This is a genomic window from Rhizobium sp. AN68, assembly GCF_030758035.1.
Taxonomy (GTDB): Bacteria; Pseudomonadota; Alphaproteobacteria; order Rhizobiales; family Rhizobiaceae; genus Agrobacterium; species Agrobacterium tumefaciens.
Genome location: NZ_JARWMI010000003.1, coordinates 749,637 through 775,261, shown reverse-complemented (window position 1 = coordinate 775,261; position 25,625 = coordinate 749,637). Strand labels below are relative to the sequence as shown.

29 protein-coding genes, 1 pseudogene and 1 riboswitch are annotated in these 25,625 nt (G+C 59.6%); of the genes and pseudogenes, 10 read left to right on the top strand and 20 right to left on the bottom strand.

Annotated elements, in window-relative coordinates:
* Positions 1–9: 9 nt before the first annotated feature.
* The 4 genes from RBH71_RS16785 to RBH71_RS16770 all read right to left on the bottom strand — a co-directional run bounded on the left by RBH71_RS16785 (position 10) and on the right by RBH71_RS16770 (position 2,861).
* Entirely contained in the window at positions 10–192 is a 183-nt protein-coding gene (locus tag RBH71_RS16785; protein ID WP_003494386.1) for a CbtB domain-containing protein, read from the bottom strand.
* Between the two features lie 165 nt (positions 193–357).
* Positions 358–583, bottom strand: a riboswitch (cobalamin riboswitch).
* A 91-nt stretch (positions 584–674) separates the two neighbouring features.
* Entirely contained in the window at positions 675–1,595 is a 921-nt protein-coding gene (locus RBH71_RS16780) for a c-type cytochrome (RefSeq protein ID WP_003511962.1), read from the bottom strand.
* Between the two features lie 86 nt (positions 1,596–1,681).
* A complete protein-coding gene (locus tag RBH71_RS16775) occupies positions 1,682–2,116 on the bottom strand; it encodes a c-type cytochrome (protein WP_003511961.1) in 435 nt (144 codons plus the stop codon).
* 115 nt (positions 2,117–2,231) lie between these two features.
* Positions 2,232–2,861, bottom strand: a complete 630-nt coding sequence (locus tag RBH71_RS16770) for a LysE family translocator (protein ID WP_003511960.1) — start codon at positions 2,859–2,861, stop codon at positions 2,232–2,234.
* Between the two features lie 133 nt (positions 2,862–2,994).
* Here RBH71_RS16770 and RBH71_RS16765 point away from each other — a divergent pair, with 133 nt between their 5' ends.
* Positions 2,995–3,720: a helix-turn-helix transcriptional regulator gene (locus tag RBH71_RS16765; RefSeq protein WP_003511959.1), complete on the top strand. Its 726-nt coding sequence runs from the start codon at positions 2,995–2,997 to the stop codon at positions 3,718–3,720.
* Positions 3,721–3,824: 104 nt separating this feature from the next.
* Here RBH71_RS16765 and RBH71_RS16760 read toward each other — a convergent pair whose 3' ends face one another.
* Positions 3,825–4,694 carry a metallophosphoesterase gene (locus RBH71_RS16760; RefSeq protein ID WP_003511957.1) on the bottom strand — a complete coding sequence of 290 codons (870 nt, stop codon included), beginning with the start codon at positions 4,692–4,694 and terminating at the stop codon, positions 3,825–3,827.
* Between the two features lie 132 nt (positions 4,695–4,826).
* Positions 4,827–5,429: a superoxide dismutase gene (locus RBH71_RS16755; protein ID WP_003511955.1), complete on the bottom strand. Its 603-nt coding sequence runs from the start codon at positions 5,427–5,429 to the stop codon at positions 4,827–4,829.
* 220 nt (positions 5,430–5,649) lie between these two features.
* Here RBH71_RS16755 and RBH71_RS16750 point away from each other — a divergent pair, with 220 nt between their 5' ends.
* Entirely contained in the window at positions 5,650–5,994 is a 345-nt protein-coding gene (locus tag RBH71_RS16750; protein WP_112357392.1) for a hypothetical protein, read from the top strand.
* A 4-nt stretch (positions 5,995–5,998) separates the two neighbouring features.
* Here RBH71_RS16750 and RBH71_RS16745 read toward each other — a convergent pair whose 3' ends face one another.
* The gene (locus RBH71_RS16745) at positions 5,999–6,541 is read right to left on the bottom strand and encodes a GNAT family N-acetyltransferase (protein ID WP_003511952.1); all 543 of its coding nucleotides are present in this window, start codon (positions 6,539–6,541) and stop codon (positions 5,999–6,001) included.
* A 95-nt stretch (positions 6,542–6,636) separates the two neighbouring features.
* Between RBH71_RS16745 and RBH71_RS16740 the strand changes: the two genes are divergently transcribed.
* A complete protein-coding gene (locus RBH71_RS16740; protein WP_003511950.1) occupies positions 6,637–7,524 on the top strand; it encodes a LysR family transcriptional regulator in 888 nt (295 codons plus the stop codon).
* A gap of 173 nt (positions 7,525–7,697) precedes the next feature.
* Here RBH71_RS16740 and RBH71_RS16735 read toward each other — a convergent pair whose 3' ends face one another.
* The gene (locus RBH71_RS16735; RefSeq protein ID WP_003511949.1) at positions 7,698–10,046 is read right to left on the bottom strand and encodes a methyl-accepting chemotaxis protein; all 2,349 of its coding nucleotides are present in this window, start codon (positions 10,044–10,046) and stop codon (positions 7,698–7,700) included.
* Between the two features lie 260 nt (positions 10,047–10,306).
* Entirely contained in the window at positions 10,307–11,188 is an 882-nt protein-coding gene (locus tag RBH71_RS16730) for a branched-chain amino acid aminotransferase (protein WP_003511946.1), read from the bottom strand.
* 394 nt (positions 11,189–11,582) lie between these two features.
* Between RBH71_RS16730 and tam the strand changes: the two genes are divergently transcribed.
* On the top strand, positions 11,583–12,353 hold the full coding sequence (gene tam, locus RBH71_RS16725; protein WP_003511945.1) for a trans-aconitate 2-methyltransferase: 771 nt from the start codon (positions 11,583–11,585) through the stop codon (positions 12,351–12,353).
* 108 nt (positions 12,354–12,461) lie between these two features.
* On the opposite strand, the gene RBH71_RS16720 is transcribed toward tam, so the two are convergent.
* Together RBH71_RS16720 and RBH71_RS16715 are read right to left on the bottom strand one after the other, a co-directional pair.
* The gene (locus tag RBH71_RS16720) at positions 12,462–12,830 is read right to left on the bottom strand and encodes a VOC family protein (protein ID WP_003511943.1); all 369 of its coding nucleotides are present in this window, start codon (positions 12,828–12,830) and stop codon (positions 12,462–12,464) included.
* A 33-nt stretch (positions 12,831–12,863) separates the two neighbouring features.
* Positions 12,864–13,589 carry a YafY family protein gene (locus tag RBH71_RS16715; protein WP_323687422.1) on the bottom strand — a complete coding sequence of 242 codons (726 nt, stop codon included), beginning with the start codon at positions 13,587–13,589 and terminating at the stop codon, positions 12,864–12,866.
* 186 nt (positions 13,590–13,775) lie between these two features.
* Here RBH71_RS16715 and RBH71_RS16710 point away from each other — a divergent pair, with 186 nt between their 5' ends.
* Positions 13,776–14,603 (top strand): aldo/keto reductase, encoded by an 828-nt coding sequence (locus tag RBH71_RS16710; RefSeq protein WP_003511935.1) that lies wholly within the window; start codon positions 13,776–13,778, stop codon positions 14,601–14,603.
* A gap of 22 nt (positions 14,604–14,625) precedes the next feature.
* Here the strand turns inward: RBH71_RS16710 and RBH71_RS16705 are convergent, their stop codons facing one another.
* The 3 genes from RBH71_RS16705 to RBH71_RS16695 form a co-directional block, all read right to left on the bottom strand.
* Entirely contained in the window at positions 14,626–15,237 is a 612-nt protein-coding gene (locus RBH71_RS16705) for a LysE family translocator (protein ID WP_003511933.1), read from the bottom strand.
* A gap of 125 nt (positions 15,238–15,362) precedes the next feature.
* Entirely contained in the window at positions 15,363–16,169 is an 807-nt protein-coding gene (locus RBH71_RS16700) for an AraC family transcriptional regulator (protein ID WP_003511932.1), read from the bottom strand.
* Between the two features lie 70 nt (positions 16,170–16,239).
* Entirely contained in the window at positions 16,240–16,998 is a 759-nt protein-coding gene (locus RBH71_RS16695) for an SDR family oxidoreductase (protein ID WP_003511930.1), read from the bottom strand.
* A 103-nt stretch (positions 16,999–17,101) separates the two neighbouring features.
* Here RBH71_RS16695 and RBH71_RS16690 point away from each other — a divergent pair, with 103 nt between their 5' ends.
* Positions 17,102–17,533: a winged helix-turn-helix transcriptional regulator gene (locus tag RBH71_RS16690; RefSeq protein ID WP_003511927.1), complete on the top strand. Its 432-nt coding sequence runs from the start codon at positions 17,102–17,104 to the stop codon at positions 17,531–17,533.
* A 9-nt stretch (positions 17,534–17,542) separates the two neighbouring features.
* On the opposite strand, the gene RBH71_RS16685 is transcribed toward RBH71_RS16690, so the two are convergent.
* Positions 17,543–17,935: a hypothetical protein gene (locus tag RBH71_RS16685; RefSeq protein ID WP_003511926.1), complete on the bottom strand. Its 393-nt coding sequence runs from the start codon at positions 17,933–17,935 to the stop codon at positions 17,543–17,545.
* Positions 17,936–18,246: 311 nt separating this feature from the next.
* On the opposite strand from RBH71_RS16685, the gene RBH71_RS16680 reads away from it, so the two are divergent.
* A complete protein-coding gene (locus RBH71_RS16680) occupies positions 18,247–19,809 on the top strand; it encodes a helicase HerA-like C-terminal domain-containing protein (RefSeq protein ID WP_003511925.1) in 1,563 nt (520 codons plus the stop codon).
* A gap of 59 nt (positions 19,810–19,868) precedes the next feature.
* On the opposite strand, the gene RBH71_RS16675 is transcribed toward RBH71_RS16680, so the two are convergent.
* Together RBH71_RS16675 and RBH71_RS16670 are read right to left on the bottom strand one after the other, a co-directional pair.
* The gene (locus tag RBH71_RS16675) at positions 19,869–20,219 is read right to left on the bottom strand and encodes an Atu4866 domain-containing protein (RefSeq protein WP_003511924.1); all 351 of its coding nucleotides are present in this window, start codon (positions 20,217–20,219) and stop codon (positions 19,869–19,871) included.
* A 14-nt stretch (positions 20,220–20,233) separates the two neighbouring features.
* On the bottom strand, positions 20,234–20,956 hold the full coding sequence (locus RBH71_RS16670; RefSeq protein WP_003511923.1) for an SDR family oxidoreductase: 723 nt from the start codon (positions 20,954–20,956) through the stop codon (positions 20,234–20,236).
* 122 nt (positions 20,957–21,078) lie between these two features.
* Here RBH71_RS16670 and RBH71_RS16665 point away from each other — a divergent pair, with 122 nt between their 5' ends.
* Entirely contained in the window at positions 21,079–21,975 is an 897-nt protein-coding gene (locus RBH71_RS16665) for a LysR family transcriptional regulator (RefSeq protein ID WP_003511921.1), read from the top strand.
* Positions 21,976–22,021: 46 nt separating this feature from the next.
* Here the strand turns inward: RBH71_RS16665 and RBH71_RS16660 are convergent, their stop codons facing one another.
* From RBH71_RS16660 to RBH71_RS16650, 3 genes and pseudogenes are all read right to left on the bottom strand, one after another.
* Positions 22,022–22,804 carry a VOC family protein gene (locus tag RBH71_RS16660; protein ID WP_003511920.1) on the bottom strand — a complete coding sequence of 261 codons (783 nt, stop codon included), beginning with the start codon at positions 22,802–22,804 and terminating at the stop codon, positions 22,022–22,024.
* A gap of 100 nt (positions 22,805–22,904) precedes the next feature.
* Positions 22,905–23,393 carry a DUF1579 domain-containing protein gene (locus tag RBH71_RS16655; protein WP_003511919.1) on the bottom strand — a complete coding sequence of 163 codons (489 nt, stop codon included), beginning with the start codon at positions 23,391–23,393 and terminating at the stop codon, positions 22,905–22,907.
* Between the two features lie 26 nt (positions 23,394–23,419).
* Positions 23,420–24,149, bottom strand: a pseudogene (locus tag RBH71_RS16650) (DUF899 domain-containing protein).
* Positions 24,150–24,299: 150 nt separating this feature from the next.
* On the opposite strand from RBH71_RS16650, the gene RBH71_RS16645 reads away from it, so the two are divergent.
* Complete coding sequence (locus RBH71_RS16645) at positions 24,300–24,746, top strand: MarR family winged helix-turn-helix transcriptional regulator (protein WP_019564141.1); 447 nt, start codon at positions 24,300–24,302, stop codon at positions 24,744–24,746.
* 100 nt (positions 24,747–24,846) lie between these two features.
* Positions 24,847–25,269 (top strand): YciI family protein, encoded by a 423-nt coding sequence (locus RBH71_RS16640; RefSeq protein WP_003511914.1) that lies wholly within the window; start codon positions 24,847–24,849, stop codon positions 25,267–25,269.
* The last annotated feature ends 356 nt before the right edge of the window (positions 25,270–25,625 follow it).

Here is a 25,625-nt window from a genome sequence, read left to right as displayed (position 1 = left end):
TTCCCCCCCTCAATGGCAAGGGAAAGCATTGGCATGACGTGTGTCATGCGCGGCGTTGTGAACGGCTTCCACATGCGAAAAGCCGACAAAACCGACGACGAACAGGCCAAGCACGATCGCCGTCAGCGATTGCGCGAAGCTGCCCGTTTTTGCTGAAACGGCGGCATTTGCCGTATTCTGGTTGATGGACATGGTGACCCCTCTTACGGCGCGACCCCGCGCCTTTAGACGCGGCGGAACGGCAAACGCCGTGCAGCCGCATGCGATACACTTCACCACGGGGATACGAGACTGACACAGGGCGGCACGTTCAAGCACCACCACCCTGAAATTCCGCTCTTCCGGACACCCCGCCGGCATGGACATTTCCGTGATGGCAGGTCTCCTGGCTTACGGGTCAAAACCTGAAACACCTTCCCGGCATTGCCCTCGCCCATATCCGGCGAGATGCTTACCAGTGGCATTTCGTTTCAGGCTCTCCGCTCACAGTTGCGGGGGCAGCCACGAATGAGGATGTCTCCCTATCGTGTTCCCTTTTCACCTTCCGGAACGCCCGGAAGGAACCATCACAGGATCGTTATCCGATGGGTGTGGGTGGGAGTCAATGGCAGGCCGGCGTGAGAATTGCGCGCCGCGGCTGGATGCCGGATCAAGTCCGGCATGACGGCAAAGGGCTACCGTGCCGGGATGGCCTTCAGATAGGCGGCGATCGCATTGCGGTCTTCGGCCGTCAGATGCGCCATGTTCTGCTGCACCTTGACCATGGAGCCGCCGACGCTGTCGAATTCCGGGGTGAAGCCGGTTTCCAGATAGTTGGCAATATCGGCCGCCTCCCAGCTTCCGACACTCTGCGAGCCGGGGGTAATATCGGGAATGCGGCCCTCGCCTTCGGGATTTGGACCACCGGCCAGCCATTTGCCATCGAGAAAACCGCCAAGCGCATTGCGCGGCGTGTGACATTCGCCGCAATGGCCCGGGCCTTCCACCAGATATTGGCCGCGCAGCAATTCGGCATTGGCATCGGCAAGCTCGACGCGGGGTGGCGCGGATGTATCGAAATAGAGGAATTTCCAGCCGCCCAATGCCATGCGCATGTTGAAGGGGAACGGCAGTTCATGATCCGGCGCGTCATTCTGGCTGGCGGGCAGAACCCGCAAATAACCGAAGAGGTCGTTGATGTCCTTCTGCGTCATGCGGGCATAGGAGGCGTAAGGGAAGGACGGATAGAGATGTTCGCCGTTCTTGCCGACGCCGCGCGTCATCGCATCGCCGAATTCCGAAAGCGTCCAGCCGCCAATGCCATGCTGCGGATCGGAGGAAATATTGGGCACATGGAAGGTGCCGAAGGGGCTTTTCAACGCTTGCCCGCCCGAAAGCGTCAAAAGCGCATCGCCCTTGGCATCTGGTGCCGCATGGCAACTTGCGCAGCCGCCCGCCCAGAACAGCGTTTCGCCATTGGCAAGGTCCGGCTCGCCAAGGCTCACCCAGTGGCTGGGTGCCTGACGCACAGGCGCGGTGACCCAGGCGAAAATGCCGAAACCGGCAATGGCCGCCACCGCGATCCCGCCCGCGAGCTTCGTCCAAATGGAGGCCATGACCCCTCTCCCCATTATCACCTGATGAGATCAGGCATCATTCCCGCTGAAAAAAACGCCGCCGGGAAGCGGCGTTCTTAATAGGATCACTTCTTCAGACGGTAGGTCTGGTGGCACGCACCACAATCGGCACCGAGGGTCTGCATGGCGGCGGTGACGCCTGCCTGATCGGCGGGAAGGCTGGCGAGGACCTTGTCCGCATCGGCACCGAGCTTGGCGGCCTTGGACTTGAAGTCATCGAAATTTTCCCAGATCGCGGGTGCCGCAGAACTGCCGGTCTCGCTGCCCGGGGGAAACTGGTCGGGGAAAGCCTTGGCGTTGGTGCTGATGGTCGTCACGGCAGCCTTTACGGCTTCGGCGTCATAAGGCTTCTGGCCCTTGGAGATGGCAGCAAGCGCCCCCATGGAGCCGCCGATCTGCTTCATCATGCCTTCACGTTTTTCGACTTCGCCGGCAGCGTAGACCGCTCCGGCGCAAAGACAGCCGAAAAGCATGGCCGCCGCGATGGTTTTCAGTTTCATACACTCTCTCCTTGATTCCGGCAGATGCCGAACGCGCGATAACGGCGCGAGGATGCCCTTTCCGCATGGCGAAAAGAAGTCACATTGCAGTGAATTTCCCCAAGAAAACAGAAGTCTAGGAGAGTGCTTCCCAAAGCGTAACCAGGGCTGCGGCAATCAGCATGAAACCGGCGGCGCGGCCGATGAAAATCGTCGCGGCAGGCGAGGAAACGAGCCATGCCCGGCTTTTATCCGCCGTCAGCGCCAGAGCGCCATAGACCGTGAACTGCGTGATGGCCACCATCGCGCCCATTACCAGACCCTGCATCCAGATTGGACCATAGTCGGGTTTGAGGAATTGCGGATAGATCGCCATCATGAAGAGATAGGCTTTCGGATTGGAAAGGCAGGTGAGAACGGCCCGCCAGAACGCCTTTCTGACAGAGGCGCTCGCCTGCGCCTCATCGCCATTGACGGTGATGGCGCTGCGCATCAGGCCGACGCCGATCCAGACCATGTAAGCGGCGCCGGCGACCAGCAGCGGCAGGAACAGCGACGGCATCCAGGCGGCAAGCATGCCGACGCCCAATGCACCGTAAAGTGAATGCACCATGCCGCCGGCGCTCATGCCACTTGCGGCGGAAAGCCCGGTTCTTTTGCCACCCGTCAACGCACTTGCCAGCACGAACAGCATATCCATTCCCGGCAGGATGATGATGCCGAACAGGACCAGAAAGAAAAGCCAGAGATTTTCGGCGTAACTCATGTCAGTATCTCCCAAAACAATTTTCGACACATTCGGGAAAACTCATGTTTCTCAATGTGTTTTGCTGCTTATAGGAAAAGCCAACTGACAGCGTTGTGTCAGTTGCGTTGGGAAACCACCGGGAAAAACGGCAATGCGCAAGGCATCGAGACTGTTCGAGATCATCCAGATCCTGCGGGTGGCGCGCAGGCCGATCACCGCGCAGACCATTGCCGAGGCACTGGAAGTCACGGTGCGCTCGGTCTATCGCGATATTTCGGCCCTTCAGACCATGCGCGTGCCGATCGAAGGCGAACGCGGCGTCGGTTACATCCTGCGTCCCGGCTTCAACCTGCCGCCGCTGATGTTTTCCATCGAGGAGACGGAGGCGATCGTGCTTGCGCTCGCCATGGTCGCGCGCACGGGCGATATCGAATTGCGGCAGGCGGCCAAAAAGGTCAGCGACAAGATTGCGGCATCCCTGCCCGAACCCCTGTCGAAAACCCTGTCGGCCAATGCCCTGCACGCCTGGGGCAGCATCGCGCCCTCACCCGCCGGCGTCGATCTTGCCATGGTCAGGCGGGCGGTGCGCGACGAGGAGCGGTTGGACATAACCTATGGCGATGAAACCGGCACCGAGACCCGGCGACAGATCCGGCCCATCGCCACGATCTATTATTCGGAGACGACCAATATCGTCGCCTGGTGCGAACTCAGGCAAGCGATCCGCAATTTCCGCTCCGACCGCGTTCTGACCTGCAAGACAACCGGCAGCTTTTTCAAGATGGAAGGCGAAAGGTTGCGGCAATTGTGGATGAGCGGCTGGCAGAGCAATCAGCTGGGGACTTCGGAACGAACGACGAATCAAGCCGGCGCGTAAAGCAACTGATTTAGCGCGTCTTTCAATCTTCGTTGTGTGTCGGTGCCCCCGTCTCAACCGCCATTCCTGTGACAGTGATGACGGTTGAGAGGGTGGTACTGACTTCAAAGCACGGCAGCGTTATGCCGCAAGTGCTCCAGCACCCTATCGTCTTCCCGCCCGAAACCGCGGATGACGATTCGGTCGGCAAACACATCGGCAATGGCGAAGGTGTTCTGGTCTGGCGTATCCACCATGCCCTTGAAGTTGACGAAGTGAGTGTTGCCCTGCACCCCGTAATTGCCCTCATGATTATGGCCGCTGAACCATGCGAGGACCGAAGGGTGTACATCCAGAAGATCGAGGATGCGGGGCGCGTCCCACATATTATGGGCGTTGTCCGGATAGACCGGATAGTGGCAGAGAATGACCACTTTTTCACCCGCCGCATCCGCCTTTTGCAGAACGGTCCGCAGCCATTCGAACTGTTCGTCGCTGAGCGACGCATTCCAGTCCTGCGCATTGATCGCACCCACCTCTTGCAGGCGCCTCAGACGCTCTTGCGCCAGCGTGCGGCGCGGATCGCCCGGCGGCGGGGCAAACAGGCTGACCTCGTTGCCGTCAAGCACCACGAAACGTATCTCACCGATGGTGAAATCGTGCCAGGGCGACGCCATGCCGAGGCGGGCATGGATGGCGGACAAGTGTTCGGCGGCAACGGCGAAATCGTGATTTCCCGGCAGCATCACCGAAGGGTGGCGAAGCTGCTCGTAGACGCCAAGGATCGCATCGAAATTTTCAAAACCGCGATCAATGATATCGCCCAGCGTTACCACGAAGGCCAGTTCCTCGCGATTGAAGGCGTCGATCGCTTCGCCAAGCTTTTTCGGGCTTTCGGCATAATACCGGCCCATATCCGGGCGGGGTTCGGCATCGGCATATTGGGGATCGGCAACGATGCCGAATGAGAAGAGCGGTGTGGTTTTTTCAGTCATGATGCGCCGCGATAAACCGGGCGGATGACAGGCTTGTGACAAATGGGAGCGACACGCTGGATTGTCGACCTCAAAAGCAGAACACCCGGCCTTTGGGGGGCCGGGTGCTCAGAAAATTACAATCCGCAAAACTTACTTGGAAGCGGCTTCGTAACGCTCCAGGACATAGTCCCAGTTGATGAGGTTGTCGACGAAGGCTTCGAGGTACTTCGGACGCAGGTTGCGGTAGTCGATGTAGTAGGAGTGTTCCCATACGTCGACGCCGAGGATCGGTTCTGCGCCATGAACCAGCGGGTTTTCGCCGTTCGGGGTCTTGGAGATTTCGAGCTTGCCGTTCTTGACGGAAACCCATGCCCAGCCGGAGCCGAACTGCGTGGTGCCGGCAGCGATGAAATCAGCCTTGAACTTGTCGTAACCGCCGAGATCGGAGGCGAATGCCTGTTCCAGCTTGCCCGGCAGCTTGTTGCCGCCGCCGTCCTTCTTCAGCCACTTCCAGAAATGGACGTGGTTGTAATGCTGGGCAGCATTGTTGAAGAGACCAGCATTGGTGCCAAAGGACTTCTTCACGACTTCCTCAAGCGAAAGGTCGGAAAGACCGGCTTCCGCCGCCAGCTTGTTGCCGTTGTCGACATATGCCTTGTGGTGCTTGTCGTGATGGAACTCGAGCGTCTCGCGCGACATGTATGGTGCAAGCGCGTCGTAGTCGTAGGGGAGTTCAGGAAGTTCGAAGGCCATGGTTTTTACTCCTTTTTGCAGCGGGTTACCGCTCCTAGAAACCGTGTGAGCGGACCATAGGAGCGAACCTCTGTTTGGGCAACCTGTGAAATATCAAAATGTTCCGACAAAAGAGAAAATTCCTCTCAAGCCAGCCGCCACCACATTTGTTTCACAACCCTGGCGTACTGTTTTCCACCCTATCGGTTCGCTTTTGATGAAATTGCAGGAAGGAAATTCCATGACCCGCTCCATGATCCATTGCGCGCTGCTTCTCGCCGCCTTCTCCTCGCTGGCGCTTCCGGCCGTCGCATCGTCTGACGATGCCTGGAAGGAATTCGTGGCGGATGTGCAGACGGCGTGCCTTGGCGCCGGCAAAGACATGATCGAGGACGCCAAGGTGGTGGTCGATCCGGTGGGCAGCGAGAATTATGGCCTCGCCGTCCTCACCGGCAAGGCCAAGGGCGCGGATGCGACGATCAGCCATATCTGCGTTTACGACAAGAAGACCAAGGCCGTCGAACTCGGCAGCGAGCTTGCCGGCGATACGCTGAAGGTTGAAATCCCCGGCTCCACCAAGCCCTGAGGTTTCAGAAACGGGGCGTGGTGTCGCCATCGCCCAGCGCGCGCTGCATCAGCACCGTGTCCAGCCACTGGCCGTGTTTCCAGCCGATGGACTTGAATGTGCCGACATGCTCGAAACCGGCGGCGCGGTGCACACCGATGGAGGCGGCGTTGGCGCTATCGCCGATGACCGCAATCATCTGCCGAAAGCCGCGCGAAGTCGCATCCTCGATCAGCGCATCGAGCAGCTTGCGGCCAATTCCCATGCCCTTCATGGCCGGATCGATATAAACGGAATTCTCCACAGCAGCACCATAGGCCGGGCGCGGACGATAGGCGCCGGCATAGGCATATCCGGCTACCTTTCCGTCGATTTCGGCGACGAGATAGGAGTAATTGCCTTCCACCAGCAGACGGCGGCGCTCAAGCATCATATCCACGCTTGGCGGATCGATCTCGAAGCTGGCGCGGCCATGCAGCACGGCATCCCGGTAGATTTCGGTAATGGCTGGAATATCCGCCTCCTCGCAGGGGCGGATGGTAAGGCTGGAAATTGTTGGAAGGGTCATTCTCGTGTCCTGTGGTCATTCACGGCATTATTGTGCATTGCGGCTCAGTCAAAATAAAGATTATCTGTCTTATACAAACGATAAGGTTTTCTTTGATGATGGACCTCGATCTGCGGCAGGTGCGCAGCTTCATGGATGTCGCCGATCTCGGCAGCTTTTCCGCCGCAGCCGATAAGGCGGGGCTGACGCAGCCAGCCATCAGCCTGCACATCCGGCAGCTGGAAAAGCAGCTCGGTGTGCGGCTGATCGAACGGGTCGGCAGGCGCGCGCAGCCGACGGCGGCGGGCCGGGACTTTCTCATCCATGCAAGACGGATTGCGGAAGAAGTGGCGCATGCCATCGATACCGTAGCCCCTCATCGCAGCGGCGTGACGGGACGCTTGCGCATCGGCACGGGCGCCACCGCCTGCATCTATCTTCTGCCGCCAGTGCTGGGCAAAATCCGCCAGGTGATGCCGGGGATAGACATCGTCGTGCAGACCGGCAATACCCACGATATACTGAGGCTTCTCGAAGCCAATACGATCGATGCGGCGGTGGTGGCCCTGCCGGCCAGCGGCCGCAGCCTCGATATCAGCGACATCCATCTCGATGAACTGGTTGCGGTTTTCCCGCTTGGCACCATCAGCGACGCAACAATCCTGAATGCCGAGACGCTTTCGACACAGCCATTGCTGCTTTACGAAGGCGGCAATACGCGCAAGCTCGTGGATCAATGGTTTTCGGCAAGCGGCCGCACCGTGCAACCCGCCATGGAACTGGGCAGCGTCGAGGCCATCAAGAAACTGGCCGGCGCGGGCCTTGGCCTTGCCATCGTGCCACGCATGGCGATGGAGCATGAAGATGCTCCATCGGGGCTTGAATGGCGCTCGCTCGAGCCGCCGCTCGAACGGCGGATCGCCCTTGCCCTCAGACGCGACAAGCACATGACCGCGCCACTAAGGGCGCTCGCTGCTGCATTGCCAAACCTGCAGAAACGATGAAGCCCGCGTCGATTTCGGACGCGGGCTTCGATCTGTTGGTGCTTGCGACTTTTTGTTTCGTCATGCCGGACTGGATCCGGCATCCAGCCACGGCGCGTCTGCGCCGTGAGAAGAGTCGTACGCGATCAGAGAACCGATCGCGCTGGACCCCGAAGCCAAAGGCAATCTCGTCCTCAGAACTCGGTCCAGTCATCACCCTTCACGGCCAGCGCGGCATTGCCACGCGAAGCAGTGACCGGGCGGGATCTGGACGGCTGGGAGACGGGTGCACGTGCGGGGCTCGCCTCTCGCATGTGCCTTGCCGTCTCGCGCAATGCGGAAGTCTGCTGACCGAGCTGGAACTGCGCCAACAAAGCCTGGAGATTGGCACATTCCTGCGCAAGACCCGCACCGGCCGCATTCATTTCCTCAACCATCGCGGCGTTCTGCTGCGTAGCCTGATCCATGTGGTTGACGGCGGTGTTGACCTCGGAGAGACCGGCGGACTGTTCCTGCGCCGCGGTGGCGATGGCGTCCATATGGGTGTTGACGGACAGTACGAGCTGCTCGATCTCGGAAAGTCCGACGCCAGTATCGGCGACAAGCTTCACGCCCTCACCCACCGCAACGGCTGACGTGTTGATGAGCTGCTTGATTTCCTTGGCGGCCTTGGCGGAACGCTGGGCCAGTTCGCGCACTTCCTGTGCAACGACTGCAAAACCCTTGCCCGCATCGCCCGCCCGCGCCGCCTCGACGCCCGCATTCAGCGCCAGAAGGTTGGTCTGGAAGGCGATTTCGTCAATAACACCGATGATCTGGCCGATCTGGCGCGAGGAATGCTCGATGCGTTCCATGGCGGAAACGGCATCGCGCACCACCTTGCCGGAAAGATCGGCCTTTGCCCTTGCCTCACGCACCGTGTCACGCGCATCGCCTGCCCGCTTGGAGGTGGCCGAAACATTGGCGGTGATCTCTTCCAGCGCGGCAGCGGTCTCTTCCAGAGAGGCAGCCTGCTGCTCCGTGCGGCGGGAAAGATCGTCGGATGCCGACGAAACCTCGTGAGCGCCGCCATTTACCGTCTGCACGGACTGGCCGACACTTGTCAGCGCTTCGCGCAGTTGAACGACGGAGCTGTTGAAATCGTGCCGCAGCGCCTCGAATTGCGGTGCGAACGGCGTGGCGATCTCGCAGACCATGTCGCCGGAAGCGAGACGGCGAAGACCGCCCGCCAGCGAACCCGTGGCCTGATTGAGCCGTTCTTCGGCTTCGGCCTCGGCGCGCTGCTGCAACTCGATGCGGTCGCGCTCGGCCCGCTCGCGGTTGGCCAGGGCTTCGGATTCCAGCTGCCTGTTGCGGATTGCCGCCTCGCGGAAGATTTCCACCGCGCGGGCCATCTCGCCGATCTCGTCGCCGCGTTTTGCGCCGGCGACATCGATCGAAAGATTGCCGCCCGAAAGCTCCATCATCGCGTTGGTCAGGCGGCTGATCGGCCGGGTGACGCGGCCGACGATGACGGCAAGCGAGAGGATACAGAGCGCCAGCGTCGCGATGAAGACGACGAGATAGATCATCGCATCGATGAAGGCGTCCTGTTTGGCCTGTGCGGCATTTGCGTCCAGAACATCCATGGCGGCAGAAGCGATTTTCGCAATCGTGCCGAGGTTTTCGGTGACGGTGGTGCGCCAGCTGTCCATGGTGAAGGCAGGCGTGCGACCATTCATGAGATCGTCGATGAGCTTGGCGCGCTGCGTGCTGAAATCGCCCTTGAAGTAAGTCTTGTCCGCCGTGGCGTAGATATCCTTGAGCGATTGCGGCGTCGATTCATGCGTAACCAGATCGCCGGTCGCTTTCCAGGCGAAAGCCGCACCGGCATCGAATGCGCCGAGTTGCTGCATCTCCTGCGCCGTCAGTGGACGGTTCTGGGCAACGGCAGCGTTGAGAATGACGGTGGCGCTGCCGCCAAGGGCACGGGCAGACCAGCCGTAAGAGCGCAACTGGATCAAACCGGTCTGACCCTGATCGAGAGAGCGAACAGTGCCTTCAAGCGCCGTCGAGCCCGCCTCGAGCGAGGCGAGGAAATCGCCGCCGAGCGCCATGACCGTCTTGTCGAGCCCGCCTTCGCGCCGGTCGAGCGGCAGCGAAACGTTGGCGTCAACCTTCTTTCGCAATTCGACGAACTGCGCGTAGACATCTTTCACGCGCTTCAGCGGTGCCTGAAGCTGCGTGTCTTCAAGCGACGAAGACTGCGTGAGGAATGCCGTCATGGCAGCATCCACCTTCTGGCGTGCGGCCTGCACGCTGGCGACGCTGCCCGTCGATTTCGACGGATCGAGCGTCAGTGCCGTGGCGCTGTCGCCGCGTTCACTGCGGAAATTCAAAAGAGCGTTGAAAAGAAGCTTGTCGAGCGAGACGAGTTGCGCAACCTCTGAAAAGGTGCCGGCGCGATTGGCCGACCGCCACAACTCGTTTCCGACCAAACCGGCCAGCGCGAGGCTGATGGTAAGAAAAAATCCTACAAGTACATTACGAATGCTGAAAGACATCTGGCGGCCCTCGTTAGCCGGAAGGGAAGATGCTGCAAACTACGTGTGGTTTGTCTAAAATTGGATTAAATTCCCCTCAGTTTTCGCGGGAAAATACTGCACTGCAAAAACAAAAGGCCACGGCAAGCCGAACGCCTGCCGTGGCCCTGATCGAAATACGTGTCAGCTTTGCCCACCAGACAGAAAATCACATTCGATTTTCGTCCGTAACGATGCGCAGATCAAAGAGAGTCAGAGGGTCCGGCAGGACGCACGGCGCTCTAGACGTCTGCGCCGAGACGTGCCCAATCCATGTAAAGATCGAGCGCCTTTCGGGCGACCGGACCTGCCTGCAATGCGCGGTCATCCAGTTTCACGACAGGGGAAACCTTGGAATAATTGCCCGAGCAGAAGATTTCATCCGCCCCGCGGAAATCCTCGACCGACAGGGTCGCTTCGCGCACTTCGAAACCGGCCTGGCGCAGAAGGCTCATCACCCGCGAACGGGTGATGCCGGCAAGGAAGGTGCGGTTCGGAACCGGGGTGAAGACGACGCCGTCCTTGACCATGAAGACGTTGGACGATGCCGATTCAGCGACATTGCCGTTCATGTCGCACATCAGGGCGTTGTCGAAACCGCGTGCACGGGCTTCCAGAATGGCGCGGCCGCTATTGGGGTAAAGGCTACCGGCCTTGGCATCCGTCATCGCGGTTTCCGGTGAAGGACGGCGCAGCGGCGAGACGGTGAGTGTCAGCGATGCGCCGGCATTCATCGGCGCTTCGAAAAGGCACAGCGCAAAACGGGTGGAATTGGCATCGGGCGCGACGACGCTGCCCGGCGAACCGTGTTCTGCCCAATACATCGGCTTGATGTAGATTTCGGTCTTGCCGTCGAATTTATTGATGCCTTCCAGCGCCAATGCCTCGATCTCTTCCGCCGTCATGGTCGGCTTCATGCCCATGTTGGTGGCCGAGCGGTTGACGCGCTGGCAATGCAGATCGAGATCGGGAGCCACGCCATCGAACCAGCGCGCGCCGTCAAACACCGTGGAGGCCAGCCACATGGCATGCGAGGTCGGGCCGATGAGCGGCGGATTGCCGGGCAGCCATTGACCATCAACATAGGTCCAGGTGGTTGATCGGGGTGCGGTATCGACGGTCATGACTGTCTCCTGTCTTGAGCATCTCCGCCTTTCTGCAAAAAGCGAAAGAGCTCCATCTTTTTTCGTCCTGCCACATTGCCGCACGCAAAACCGCTTCGCACTTTTGCTGGCAATGCTCTGAAATCGGCGGGAGTGAATGCCTCTGACCGGGTGAGGTCAAGTTTTAATTGCCGCCATGTCTTATTTTGATGGAAAATAACAAATGCATGCCCTGACAAAGACGTTTTGTGAGGCGAAACAAAAGGTTGATGAATAGATCCATCACAATAATTCATGCATTGGATGATGGCGGGGGGATTTCGCCCATGCGATGCTGGCAGTCTGACGGCGCTTGCAACGCCCCTTACCATTCTTGTTCGCCGATCCGAATGCAACACGTCAGCAGGAGAAAATCATGGCATGGTCCGCCCAGCAATATCTGAAATTTGAAGACGAGCGGACACGCCCGGCAAGGGATCTTCTGGCGCAGGTGCCGCTGGAGCGCGTGCTGAACGGTTACGATCTGGGCTGCGGCCCGGGCAATTCCACCGAGCTTTTGACCGATCGTTACGGCGTCAACGTCATCACCGGCATCGACAGCGACGACGACATGCTGGAAAAGGCGGCGGACCGGCTGCCCAACACCCGTTTCGGCAAGGCCGATCTCGGCAACTGGCGGCCCAGCCAGAAGGCGGACCTGCTTTATGCCAATGCAGTGTTCCAATGGGTGCCGGATCATCTTGCCGTTCTTTCGCAGCTGATGGACCAGCTGGAAAGCGGCGGCGTGCTTGCCGTGCAGATGCCTGACAATCTGCAGGAGCCGACACATCGCGCCATGGAGGAAACGGGAGCAGACGGCCCCTGGAAGGACAAGTTTGCGGATGGCAGATTACGCCGCAAACCCCTGCCCGCGCCATCAGCCTATTTCGATGCGCTGACACCGAAATCCGCGCGGGTGGATGTGTGGCACACCATCTACAACCACCCCATGAAGGATGCGGAAAGCATTGTGGAATGGGTGAAGGGCACGGGTCTGCGCCCCTATCTTGCCGCCGCCGGCGAGGAACACCGCGAGGCCTTCCTCAACGACTATACCAGGCGCATCGCAGCCGCCTATCCGCCCATGGCGGACGGCCGGCTGCTGTTGCGTTTTCCGCGCCTGTTCGTGGTGGCGGTGAAGAAGTAGCGTAGTTTTCGCCTCCCCTCATTCCTGTGCCTGTCACAGGGATGAGGAGAGCTTAGAGTACGACATGGCTACGACACTATTTAGCCAATCGGCCTCAACGCATTATCTCTAACCCGCGAAGGCGTAGACCCTCAGACGATGGCCGTCGGGGTCGGCCGCAGTGAATGTGTAGCCGAAGTCCATCGTGCCGGGCTGCTGCAAAATGGCGATGCCCTTTGTCTTCCAGTCGGCGAAGGCTTCATCCACCTGCGCATCACTTCCGACGCGGAAGGCAAGCTCGCCGCCACCGCCCGTTAACGATGCCTTCGGCTCCACCGTATGCCTCGACCAGAGGCCGAGCTTCATGCCGTTTTGAAGCACGAAAAGGGAGAATGTCGGAGAGGCTTCGACCGGCTCTGCGCCGAGAAGGGCTTTATAAAATTCCGTGCTGGCCGGCGGGTTGTCGACGTAGAGAATGGTGAAATCGGGGTGGGTCATGGCTGTTCTCCTTGAGTTGCGGATGAACAGGTTCTAGCCTCCCGTGCTGTCAGTTTTTGTCAGCATGATTTTGTTGCCGTCGCTTTTTTCCCGCTCGCGCCACTCCTTCAGCAGGGACTGGCGGCGGCGGGGATAACGCTTGTCTAGAGGGTTGAAGCTCTCGATGCGGTCGGCCCGGAAACTGCGGAAATCCTGCCGCGTCTCGCACCATGCCAGCACCACCCGCACCAGATCGAAAAAAGCGAGCGCGAAGGGCCAGATCACCCGCTCCGTCAATTCTCCCTTCTCGTCGCGATAGGTCATCACGACCTTGCTCTCCTTGCGAATAATATCCCGAATGGCGGCGAGATCGACGTGGATGGTGGCCATGGCCTGCCCGGGGCCGACAAGCAGGGTGGAATTATCGAGTTCCTCACGCAGGGCATCGGGCAAAACGGCGGCGATCTTGACGAGTGCGGCGCGGGCGGCCTGCGCCAAGCCCTCATCGGCACGGCCCGCGACCCATCGCGACCCGAGCACAAGCGCCTCGATCTCCTGCTGCGAAAACATCAGCGGCGGCAGCAAAAAACCGGGACGCAGCACATAACCCACACCCGCCTCGCCCTCGATGTCAGCACCCTGCGCCTGAAGCGTTGCTATATCGCGGTAAAGCGTGCGCAGGCTGACGCCGGTTTGAGCGGCCAGCGCCGTACCGCTGACCGGCATGCGGTGGGCGCGCAGGATCTGCAACAGATCAAGAAGCCGTTGTGAGCGCGACACGCGTGGTTCCTCCACATTCCGATCATGCCATCTACGACGTTTCACCATCGACTGGTAGCCTCGCGCACAGCGCCTCGCAATGGCGAGACGCTTGAAACCAATGGCGCTGACACCAGTTAATAAAAGACCGCTTCCCCATCCGGCAGTCCTTGCCGGCCATGTTTGCAATAAACAGGAGAGACATGCATGTATGACGTCAACGCGAATGGCGCGAACATTCCCGCCCTCGGTTTCGGCACCTTCCGCATTCCGGAAGAGGATATCAGGCGCATTTTGCCGGAGGCGCTGAAACTCGGTTTCCGCCATGTCGATACGGCGCAGATCTACAAGAATGAAGGTGCGGTTGGCGAAGTGATCGCGAAGTCCGGCATTTCCCGGCACGATATTTTCCTGACCACCAAGGTCTGGGTGGACCGCTACCACCACGCTGATTTTCTCGCCTCCGTCGATGAAAGCCTGCAAAAGCTGAAGACGGATTATGTCGATCTACTGCTGCTGCACTGGCCTAAAAGCGATGTGCCGCTGGCGGAAAGGATCGGCGCGCTGAACGACGTGCGCAAGGCCGGAAAGGTGCGCAATATCGGCATTTCCAACTTCAACGTGGCGCTGACGGAAGAGGCGGTCAAACTCTCCGACACGCCGCTTGCCACCAACCAGATCGAATACCACCCCTATCTGGACCAGACGAAGGTGATTGCGGCCGCGCGCAAACACGGGCTTTCGGTCACTGCCTATTATCTGATGGCGGATGGCAAGGTGCCTGATGATTCGGTTCTGAAGGATATTGGTGCAAGGCACGGCAAGACGGCCGCACAGGTGGCGCTGCGCTGGGCGGTGCAGCAGCCGGATGTCGTGGCGCTTTCCAAGACCGCAACCGAAAGCCGCCTCAAGGAGAATTTCGACATTTTCGATTTTGCGCTCTCGGAAGAGGAAATGCAGGCGATCCACGCGCTTGCCAAACCCGATGGCCGCATCGTCAACCCCGGTCACCTCGCGCCCGACTGGGACGATTGACTGCGTTGAGCCCGGTCCGGTCTCACCGCTGCGTCAACGCCAGTTTCGCCCCGAGCGCCACAAACGCGGCGGCGAAACTGCGTCTCAGCCAGGTGAGCACGGCCGGGCGCGCCACAACCTGCCGCCTGACCGAGGCGGCAAAACAGCCGTAAAGCGCAAAGACCAGAAACGTCATGGCCATGAAGATCAGCCCGAGATCGACCATGCGCCACGTCGGAGAAACCTCCTCCGGCGCGATGAATTGCGGCAGGAAAGCAAAAAAGAAGATCGACAGTTTCGGGTTCAGGAGATTGATGAGGACAGCCTCACCGATGACCAGCCCCGCCTTGCGGTGCTCCTGCTTGTCGTCGATCTTCAGCGAACCATCTTCCCGAAGCGTGTTCCACGCCATGTAGAGCAGGTAGGCGACACCCAGATATTTGATCACGCCGAAGGCAAGGGCGCTCGCGTGCAGAATGGCGGCAAGTCCGGTGATGGCGGCCAGCAGATGCGGCACGATGCCGAGCGTGCAGCCGAAAGCCGCGACGACGCTCGCCTTCGACCCTTGGGACAGGCCGGCGGCCAGCGTGTAAACCACGCCTGTTCCGGGAGAAGCGGCGATGATCAGGGATGTGATGAGGAATTCGGGCGTCATGGTTTCTGCAAGTCCTGTTGAATGGAGGACAGGAGCATGACTGTGTCCGGCGCGGGGGTCTTGGATGAAATTGCAGCGTTGAGGCTTGGAGGCTCGCGTCTGTAGCCCCATTACCCCAACCTGCCCTACGAAACGGCTGCCCTATACGCCGCAGGCGTCACTCCGAACTGCCGTACGAAAAACCTGTTCAAATGGCTCTGGTCGGAGAAACCGGCGAAAAACGCGACATCGGCGGGTGGAGCACCCTTGGCCAGCGCACCCCGTGCCAGATGCAGGCGTCGCTGCAAAAGGTAGCTGTGTGGCGTAAGCCCCGTGGCCCTGGCAAAAGAGCGCAGGAAGCGAAACTGACTGACGCCGGCCTCCTGGGCCAGATCGGCAAGACGGAACGGCCAGGCGGGATCGTCGTCGATCCTGCTTTTCGCGCGTCTTATGCTATCGGGCGCTGCCGTCTCGCGTGGTGTTGCCACCGTTTCCATTGCACCCACGAGCAGAATAAGCAGGGTCTCGTCGCAGCGAAGGGTGTCACCCGGGCGATCAGTTGCCGTTACGGCTGAAAAAAGCGCGCGGAACCGGTCTGCCAGAGGCCTTGTATCGACGGGATAGGCGAATTCGAAAAAGCCGTGATCCTTTTCGATGATATCGGCAATGGCGGCCTGCACGATATCAATGTCGAGATAGATCATCCGCCAGGCGCGCCCGCCCTCTCCCAGCGGAATGCCGTCATGCACCTCACCCGGATTGACGGTGATGACATGGCCGGCTTCAGCCTCCACCATGCCGCGCCCACTCAGCGATTTCTGCGCGCCGCGCTCCACAAGGCCGATGCCGAACTGGTCGTGCATGTGACGTGGAAAAGAGCGGTCGCTATCCGCAACCACGGCAGCAATACCGGGCATGGCGGTTTTCGGCATGAGGAATTGACGGCTGCCCATGAAAAGCTGGCGCTCCCTTTAAAGAGCGCCACGCTATCACAGGCGATGCGTGCGAGACAGGGTCGGGCCTTTACGGATGCATGCCGTTGACCATCGAAAACACCTGATCGAAATTGCCGTTCTGCGCGGCGAAACGCAGCGGCTTGCAGCGTTCCACAACCACTTCCTTCTCATCCGGGCGACCGCCAAGAATGTCCATCACTTCCGAAATGAAGGCCTCGAGCGGCATGGCTCTTTCGTCGCTTGCCTGGCCTTCCCCCATCAGCGTCGTCTGCACATAGGGCGGCACGATTTCGATGACCTCAACCGAGGTTTCTTTCAGTTGTTCGCGAAGTGCGACCGAATAGGCATGGATGGCCGATTTGGTGGCGCTGTAGGTTGGGGTGACTACCATGGGCACGAAGGCCAAGCCGGAGGATACCGTGAGCACTGTCGCTTCAGGCTGCTTGAGGAAATGCGGCAGCAGCGCCGCCGTCAGGCGAATGGGCGCCAGAAGGTTGGTGGCGATGGTTTCCTCTGCCGTGTCCAGATAGTCCGGGGCCGAGGCGATTTCCTCCGGCCGCATGATGCCGGCATTGTTGATGACGGCGTTGAGCGTCGGATGTGTCTTGATGAGATTGTCGGCGAAAGAGCGGATGCCTTCGGCGTCGGTCGCGTCCATGACCATCGCGGCCATGCCGGGATTGGCGGCCGTTACCTCATCCAGCACATTCTGGCGGCGGCCGGAAATGACGACCTTGTTGCCCAGCCGGTGAAACGCTTCCGCCAGCGCCCGGCCGATGCCGGAGCCGCCACCGGTGATGAGAATGGTGTTGCCTGTCGTTTTCATCGAAAAATCCTTTGCCTGTTGGATGACGGGAAATTAGCGGCTATACTCTCCATTCGTAAGTAGGCACCCAAAAGAATTATACTTACCCAAAGGAGAGTGTGAGATGAAACGGTATGCCGCCGATCCCATGATCGAGAACAGGCGCAAGTCTCCGCCGCCCACGGAAACCGATCCGGTCATCGAGGCGCTGGTTGAGGATATCATCGCGAAAGTGGCGGACAAATGGACGATGCTGATCCTTGAGGTGCTGGAAGAGCATGGCACGCTTCGCTTTACGCAGATCGGCAGGCTGGTCGGCACCATAAGCCAGAAGATGCTGACGAAAACGCTGAGGCAGATGGAAAGCGACGGACTGGTGCGCCGCACCGTGCACCCCGTCATTCCACCGCATGTGGATTATGGCCTCACGTCTCTCGGAGAGACCCTTGGCAGCGCCTTTTGCGGCGTGTGGATATGGGCGGAAACCCACCATGCGGAAATAGAAGAGGCGCGGCGCCGGTTCAATCAACAGCCGCCGCGCCCCGCTATCGAATAAAATGTCGCCTTACGCGAACTGGCTGAGGCCCGGAACCGAAGCGATCACCTGATCGACAGTCTCATCGCCCGCGTGCTGGCGAGCAACGGCGATGGTTTCCTTGGCGAGCGTGGTGATTTCGCTCATGCCGATGCCCTGGCTCATCAGTTGCTGGCCGAGACCCATGATGCCGCCGCCGCCGATCGCGCTCATCAATCCGCCCAGCAGACCGCCGCCACCAGCGCCCTCGCCATTATACTGTGCCACGAGATCGCTGGCACCCGGAATGGCTTCGATCATGCGGGCGATCGGACCATCTGCCGCCTCGCGCTGGAGAAAACCCAGAATCATGCCAACAGCCTTTTCGGCCAGCGCAGGGTCTATGCCCGCCTTTGCGGCGATCTGGTCAACGACTTCGTTCATTCTTGCCTCCTGTTGAAAAACGACGCCAACACCGAATAACTGACGTTAACGTCAACGTAAAACAATCTCATGCCGCATTCAAGCGGGCGGCAGGCGGGTGCGGCAACTTTCATGAAGCGGTTTTTCTTCATCGCCATCAAGCAGTTGTTGCGCCTTGAAACTGTCCTTATAAGATCATCACAACCATACTATGAAAAGGCCGCTTTGGCAGTAGCGGCCAGAGGGTGCCGTAAAAGTTCAATTCGGACATGACCATCTTCAAATCGATCGCGATTTAAGGGGCATGCATCAGTCGCAGGAGAAAATGGTCGATGTTGCAGGACGGACAGATCTATATCGGGACCAGCCGCAATCCGGACGACAGCCTGAACAAGGGTGAATATCTGGAGCTGAAATTCGGCAACCGCCACGGCCTGATCACCGGCGCAACGGGCACGGGCAAGACCGTGACCCTGCAGGTTCTTGCCGAAGGTTTCTCGCAAGCCGGCGTTCCCGTTTTCTGCGCCGATATCAAGGGCGACCTTTCCGGCATCGCCGCTCAGGGCGAAGCCAAGGACTGGGTGCAGAAACGTGCCGAACAGATCGGTTTCACGGATTTTTCCTATGGCAAATCGCCGGTGATCTTCTGGGATCTCTACGGTGAAAAAGGCCATCGCGTGCGCGCCACCATTGCCGAAATGGGCCCGCTGCTGCTGGCGCGACTGATGGATGCTTCGGAAGCCCAGGAAGGCGTGCTCAACATTGCCTTCAAGATCGCCGATCAGGGCGGGTTGCCGCTGCTCGATCTCAAAGACCTGCAATCGCTGCTGAACTACATGGGCGAGAATGCAAGTGCGCTGTCCAGCCAGTTCGGCCTGATTTCCAAGACCTCTGTCGGTTCGCTGCAACGCGGGCTGCTGGTTCTCGAACAGCAGGGTGCCGCAAACTTCTTCGGCGAGCCGGCGCTGAATATTGCCGACATCATGCGCGTCGGCACGGACGGGCGTGGCACGGTTTCGGTTCTCGCCGCCGACAAGCTGATGATGAACCCGCGCCTTTATGCCACCTTCCTGTTGTGGATGCTCTCGGAGCTCTTCGAGGAACTGCCGGAAGTGGGCGACCCGGAAAAGCCGCGTCTGGTGTTCTTTTTCGATGAGGCGCATCTGCTGTTTAACGATGCGCCAAGGGTGCTCGTCGAGCGCGTGGAGCAGGTGGTGCGGCTTATCCGCTCCAAGGGTGTGGGCGTCTACTTCGTGACGCAGAACCCGCTGGACGTGCCGGAAACCGTTCTTGCCCAGCTGGGCAACCGCGTGCAGCATGCGCTTCGCGCCTATACGCCGCGCGAGCAGAAGGCTGTGCGCACCGCAGCCGATACGTTCCGCCAGAACCCCGCCTTCAACACAGCCGACATCATCACCACGCTCGGTACGGGCGAGGCTCTGATTTCGACCCTGCATGACAAGGGCGCGCCCTCCATCGTCGAGCGCACCCTTGTGCGGCCGCCCTCGGGCCGCGTCGGGCCGCTCACCGATGCCGAGCGCAAATTGCTGATGGATACCGGCCCGCTTGCCGGTCAATACGACAGGGATGTGGACCGGGAATCGGCCTTTGAAATCCTCAACGCACGCGCCCAGAAGGCTGCGGAAGCCGAAGCCGCCAAGCGCGCGGAAGAGGAAAATGCCTCCAGCCAGTCCGACAGTGCCTCGGGACGCTGGCGCCTGCCCGGTTTCGGCGACGAGGAACCCACAAAGGCCTCCACCACCGGCACCCGCAAGACGAGCGGTTATCAGCGCGAAACCGTGATCGAGGCGGCAATGAAAAGTGCCGCCCGCTCGGTTGCCACATCCGTAGGCCGCGCCATCGTGCGCGGCATACTGGGAAGCCTGAAGCGTTAAAACAGATAATCCGCCCGGCCTCGATCAGCCGGACGGATTTTTTCTGTTAGCGTGACGGTTCACGGCTCGCGATAGAAAATCATGCCGCCGTGGTAGAGCACATCGTCGATGAACTCGCCATCGGCGGTAAAGCCAGTATCATCCCAATAGTCGATATGGTTGCCCCTCACCTCGTAACGCCCCTGATAGGCGCTTTTGCGTTGGCCGCGCGCCTCGTCGTAGCGGCCATCAGGCAAAAGCTCCTGACGGATATGGCCGTCGCCGGTGACCCACATGCCGATATAGGGGTGGCTTTCGGTCTGGGCCACCTTGTCCATATTCCCTTTCACGGCACGATCCTCCTGATGGTGGCCGGTATCGGCGGCGGCCGTTGCGAGTACAAGGGCAAGCGATGTCGAAACAATCTTCATTGTCCCGATCCTCCCTATGCGGCGGTCGGGCGGACGACGATTTCATTGACGTCCACATCGTCGGGTTGTTCGATGGCATAGCGGACTGCGCGGCCAATGGCGTCCGGCTTCAATGCTATGGCCCGGTAGCTTTGCATCAACTCCGCGGCGGCCGGATCGGTGATGGTGTGGGCGAGTTCGCTTTCCACCACGCCGGGATGAATGCAGGTGACCCGCAGGTCGCGGTTTTCCTGCCGCAGCCCGTCCGAAATCGCCCGCACCGCAAATTTCGTCGCGCAATAGACGGCAGCGGTGGGCGAAACGGCCAGTGCGCCGATGGAAGCGATGTTGACGATGTGGCCGGATGCGCGGGCGGTCATCTCAGGCAGAACGGCGGCGACGCCATAAAGCACGCCCTTGATGTTGACGTCGATCATGCGGTCCCATTCATCGACCTTGAGGGACGACATCAACGATAGCGGCATGATGCCGGCATTGTTGACGATGACGTCGATCCGTCCGAACGCCTTGCGTCCCGCCTCGGCAAAATCCTCGACACTCTGCCTTTCCGTGACATTAAGGGGATGGACGACAACCTCAGCGCCCGTTTGACGCAGTTCGTCGGCCAAAGCCTGCAAACGGTCCATGCGGCGCGCACCCAGAACCAGTTTCGCGCCTGCAGCGGCAAGTTCTCTGGCGATACCCTCACCTATCCCGCTCGACGCACCTGTTATGAGAATAACTTTGTTCAATGTCATGGCTTTCTCCTTGGCTTCACGGCCCGCTTTTTCGAGAGGAGGCCGTTGCAGGAAAGATAAAGCTTTGCCATTGTCGTGATAATTACCTCAATGATAACCTCCATGGATAGATTTACTAACCAATGAATGTTGATCTCAACGCGCTTTCCACCTTCTGCATGGTTGCCGAGGAACGCAATTTTCGGGCTACTGCGGACAGGCTCGGCGTAACACGGTCAGCCGTCAGCCAGACCATCCGCAGGCTTGAAGAAACGATGGGGATAGCGCTCGTTCAGCGCACAACGCGCAGCGTCAGCCTGACGGAAGCGGGGCAACAGCTTTACGCCGATGTTTCGCCATCCATCTCCAACCTCATGCAAGCGACACAGGCCGCCTCTTCCCTGAGTGGAACGCCTCGGGGGCAATTGCGGCTTGCTGTTTCCTCGATAGCGGAGCGCTTCTTGTCCGGGCCATTACTGGCGCGCTTTGCTGAAATCCATCCGGAAGTGCAACTCGATATTGTCGTGACGGACGAGGAATTCGATATCGTCGCCGAACACTACGATGCCGGCGTGCGTCTGGGGGAGCTGATCGCGCAGGATATGATTGCCGTTCCGGTTTCCGGGCCGCAGCGGCAGCTCGCCGTCTGTTCCCCGCAATATCGAGATCGCGTCACCTTACCGACGCAGCCGCGCGAACTGATCCATCACAAATGTATCGGCTGGCGGCCTCGTCCGGACGTGGCGCCATATCGGTGGGAATTTGCCGAAAACGGCCGGGAATTCGCGGTCGCTGTCCAGCCGGACTTCACCACCAACGACATGCAGTTGATGATAAAGCTGGCCTGTGCCGGCGCCGGCATCACATTCGGCATGGAAGAGACCTTCCGTCCCTACCTGGAGAGCGGCCAGCTTGTTTCCATGCTGGAGGACCATTCTCCGACTTTTGCGGGTTTTTATCTCTATTATCCGAATCGACGTCATCTTGCGCCGAAGCTCCGCGCCTTTATCGATCACGTTCGGCTACCGAGAAACCGGTAATCTGCCGGAGCAGCCTCCGGCAGATCGGTATATCAGCCCAGAAGGGTTACTTCTTCTGCGACAGCAGCGAGAAGAAAGCGCCCTGCGGGTCCTGGCAATTGACGATCCAGCTCTCGCCGGGAACCTCCATCGGGCCGTTGACGACCTTGCCGCCACCGGTACTGACCCGGGTGATGGCGTCATCGATGCCGTCGACGTTGAAATAATAACCCCAATAACAGGTGGGCGCACCCGCCATACATTTCATCATGCCGCCGACGACCTTGCCGTTATGGGCGAAGATGCGATACGGGCCCATTTCTGCGCCCATGTCAAAATCATGGTCCTTGGTCCAGCCGAAGACCTCACCGTAAAAGGCTATGGCGTCGTCGACATTGTTGGTGGCAAGTTCGTACCAGCCAACGTGACCCGGCAGGTTCTGCGTCTCCTGCGGAAAACCGCCGGTTTCCATCGGCAGCGGCGTCATGATGCACAGAACCGCACCGGAAGGATCAGCCACCACGGCGAAACGGCCGATCTCCGGGATATCCTGCGGCGGACGCCTGACCGAACCGCCCTTTTCCGCGAAAAGTTTTGCCGTGGCGTCCACATCGTCAACGCCGACATAACCGGTCCAGTTGGGAGGAATGCCCTGGCCCTTGTGTTCTTCGGTCAATTCCATGATGCCGCCCATGCCTTTGCCATCGGCTTCCAGCACCAGATAGGGCATTTCCGGCGAACCGAAATCCTTGGTCTGCCAGCCGGCGACATGACCATAGAAGCGGGCACCCTGCTCCATCTCAGGCGTCATCAGTTCAACCCATATGAATTTTCCGTGTGTATCGGACATTGAATCTCTCCGGGGTTATGGCGTCATTTTTCTGGCGATCGGCCGCCGCAGGACGCGGCAGCGCATTATTCGGCGTGATCGGGCAAATTCCGGCGGGGCGTCATGCCTTGCGCTGGAACTCCGATGTCATGAAGGTCTTGAAACTGCCATCCGGCTGCCGGACGCTGCCGGAAAAGCTGCGGTTATTGTCGTCATGCAGCACCAGCACGTCGCGATAGGTATCGATGCGGCCGGAACCGTCAAAGGCCGGTCCTTCCGCTTCGAGTGTCAGGGTCTTGCCGTCGTCTTCCAGCCAGCCCTTGTAGACCCAGAGATTGGTCATCATCGACCCCACCCAGGTGCCGACGAAATGGCCCTTGGCAGGGTCGAAACCCACGGTGATGACAGCCGTCATCTCCGTCCCGTCAGGCATCTTGCCGGTGCCGTGCCCGATGATCCACAGCCCCCCGATGGAGCTGACGGTTTCGGTGAACCGCTGGGCGGGATCATCGGGATCGTATCCCTCATGCCCGGAACTGGCGGTCATGACCCAGTCGCCGACGATCCTGCCCAGGAACGCGTGTTCCTTCTGCGGCTTGGCATTTTCCATTGTCGTCTCCTCCTCCTCGTCCTATTTCAGTGGCAGCAAGACGCGGCCTTGGGCTCGTCCTCGTACTGGTCGTGCCGGCGCACCCAATCCATTACACCCTCTTCATTACGGCCTTTTGGCACCAGATCGAGCAGCATCAATGTACCGAGCGTCTCTTCCATGCCGCGGGCATAGGCGGAATAGCTATGGTAAATCCTGCCGTCCTCGCCCTTGGCGAAAATGCTGACGCCGTGCAGGTCCTTCAGGTCGCCCATCGGCTCGATCTCGCGGTAATTGTAGGTGATCGCCCCGCTCTCGATATCCTCATCACGGAAGGAGGCCTGATAATCATAGTTGAAGTCGCTGCCGTTGGCCGAGACCCAAGGGAATTTCCAGCCCATGCGTTTTTTATAGGCCTCGATCTTTTCGAGCGGTGCGCGCGAGACCGCAACGAAACCCGCATCGCCGTGCTTCAGGTGAACCATCGCACCATCGACATGGTCGGCGAAAAAGGAACAGCCGGTGCAGCCCTCCTCCCCAGTCGGGCGCCAGCATGAAGTGGTATACGATGAGCTGGCTGCAATTGCCGAAGAGTTCCTTCAGCGATTTCGGGCCGGAAGGCGCGTCGAAAATATAATCTTTCGTCACCTCTTCCCAGGGCAATGCGCGGCGCGCCTCGTTCAGCCTGTCGCGCGCGCGGGTCAATTCCTTTTCCTTCACCAGCAGATCGCGGCGGGCCGCAAGCCACTCCTCATTCGAAACGACGGGATGAGACATGATCTTTCCTCCTTGGATCCGTCTTTCACCACGGCACCGCTCCGCTTCCATGGTGGGCGCCGCCTGTGGCTGCATTGAAAGCCAGGAAAACCATCAGCAAGGCGACAGGTTCCGCTTGACTAATTACGTTGATATCAACATATATAGTCCATGTCAAACACCAGTGTGATTCCTTTTTCGGCAACTCTTTTAGTGCGGGACTCCTGTCTTTGCCTGCATGCGCAACGTGCGGCGCGGGCGCTGGCGCGGCTGTTCGATAACGCATTGAAGCCCGTGGGCATCAACAACGGCCAATTTTCCCTGCTGATGTCGCTCAACCGGCCGGAGCCGCCGCCGATGGGGCCGGTCGCCAATCTTCTGGCGATGGACCGCACGACGCTGACGGCAGCGCTGAAGCCACTGGAGCGGCGTGGGCTGGTCAGTATCGAGCAAGACCCAAAGGACAAGCGCGGCAAGCGGCTGCGGCTGACGGTGGAAGGCATGGCCGTACTCACCGCCGCCTTCCCCATCTGGCAACAGACCCACGCCGAAATCGAGGCCCGCATCGGCAGCGGCGACCCCGACCGGCTGCGCCGCGACCTCATTGATCTTGGCTGACGGGAAAGCGGCATATAGCCACTTTTACCCGTAAAAATGTCATCTACCCGTCGCGCCGGACGGCGAAACTAACGAGGAAGACGCAACAAGGGAGGAAACCATGCGTGTTATCGTTTTCGTAAAGGCCACCCGCAGCAGCGAGGATGGCATAATGCCGACCACCGAACTGATGGAAGCCATGGGCAAGTTCAACGAGGAACTGGTCAATGCCGGCATCATGCTTTCCGGTGATGGCCTCCACCCTTCCTCCAAAGGCAAGAGAGTTGTTTTCGACGGTGACAGCCGTAGCGTGATCGACGGCCCCTTCCCGCACACCAACGAGCTGGTTGCCGGCTTTTGGCTCTGGAAGGTGAAGGACATGGATGAGGCCGTGGAGTGGGTGAAGCGTTGCCCCAACCCGATGCTGGAGCGCAGCGAAATCGAAATCCGCCCGATGTTCGAAATGGAGGATTTCGGCGACGCGGTGACACCTGAAATGGCCGAACATGTGGAAAAACTGCGCGAGCGCGTGGCAAAACAGTAAGGGCGCCGCGCTTGAGGGCTGGAGAATGCGGGTCGCCATATTCTCCGGCACCACCCTCCTCTTCAAAAGCCATTGCCTCGAACCCCTGCCACTGTTAATTGTTGGATGGTTGAACACGTATCAAGAAAGGAGGCTTCGCATGGATATTTCCTGCTTCTGGCGCAACCGCCAGATCTGCCACCTTTTTGCCCTGCAGACGCGTTTGCAGGGCTGACCGGAACACCAAAACTCTGGTTTGCCCGAAAGGCCGCGCAGAATGCAGCTTGTCTGCCGTTGCGCATGTTTTCACGACGGATCACCTCGAACCGATATCCCGTACTGCATTGTCGCAGACCACGGTTCGTCACAGATCCGTT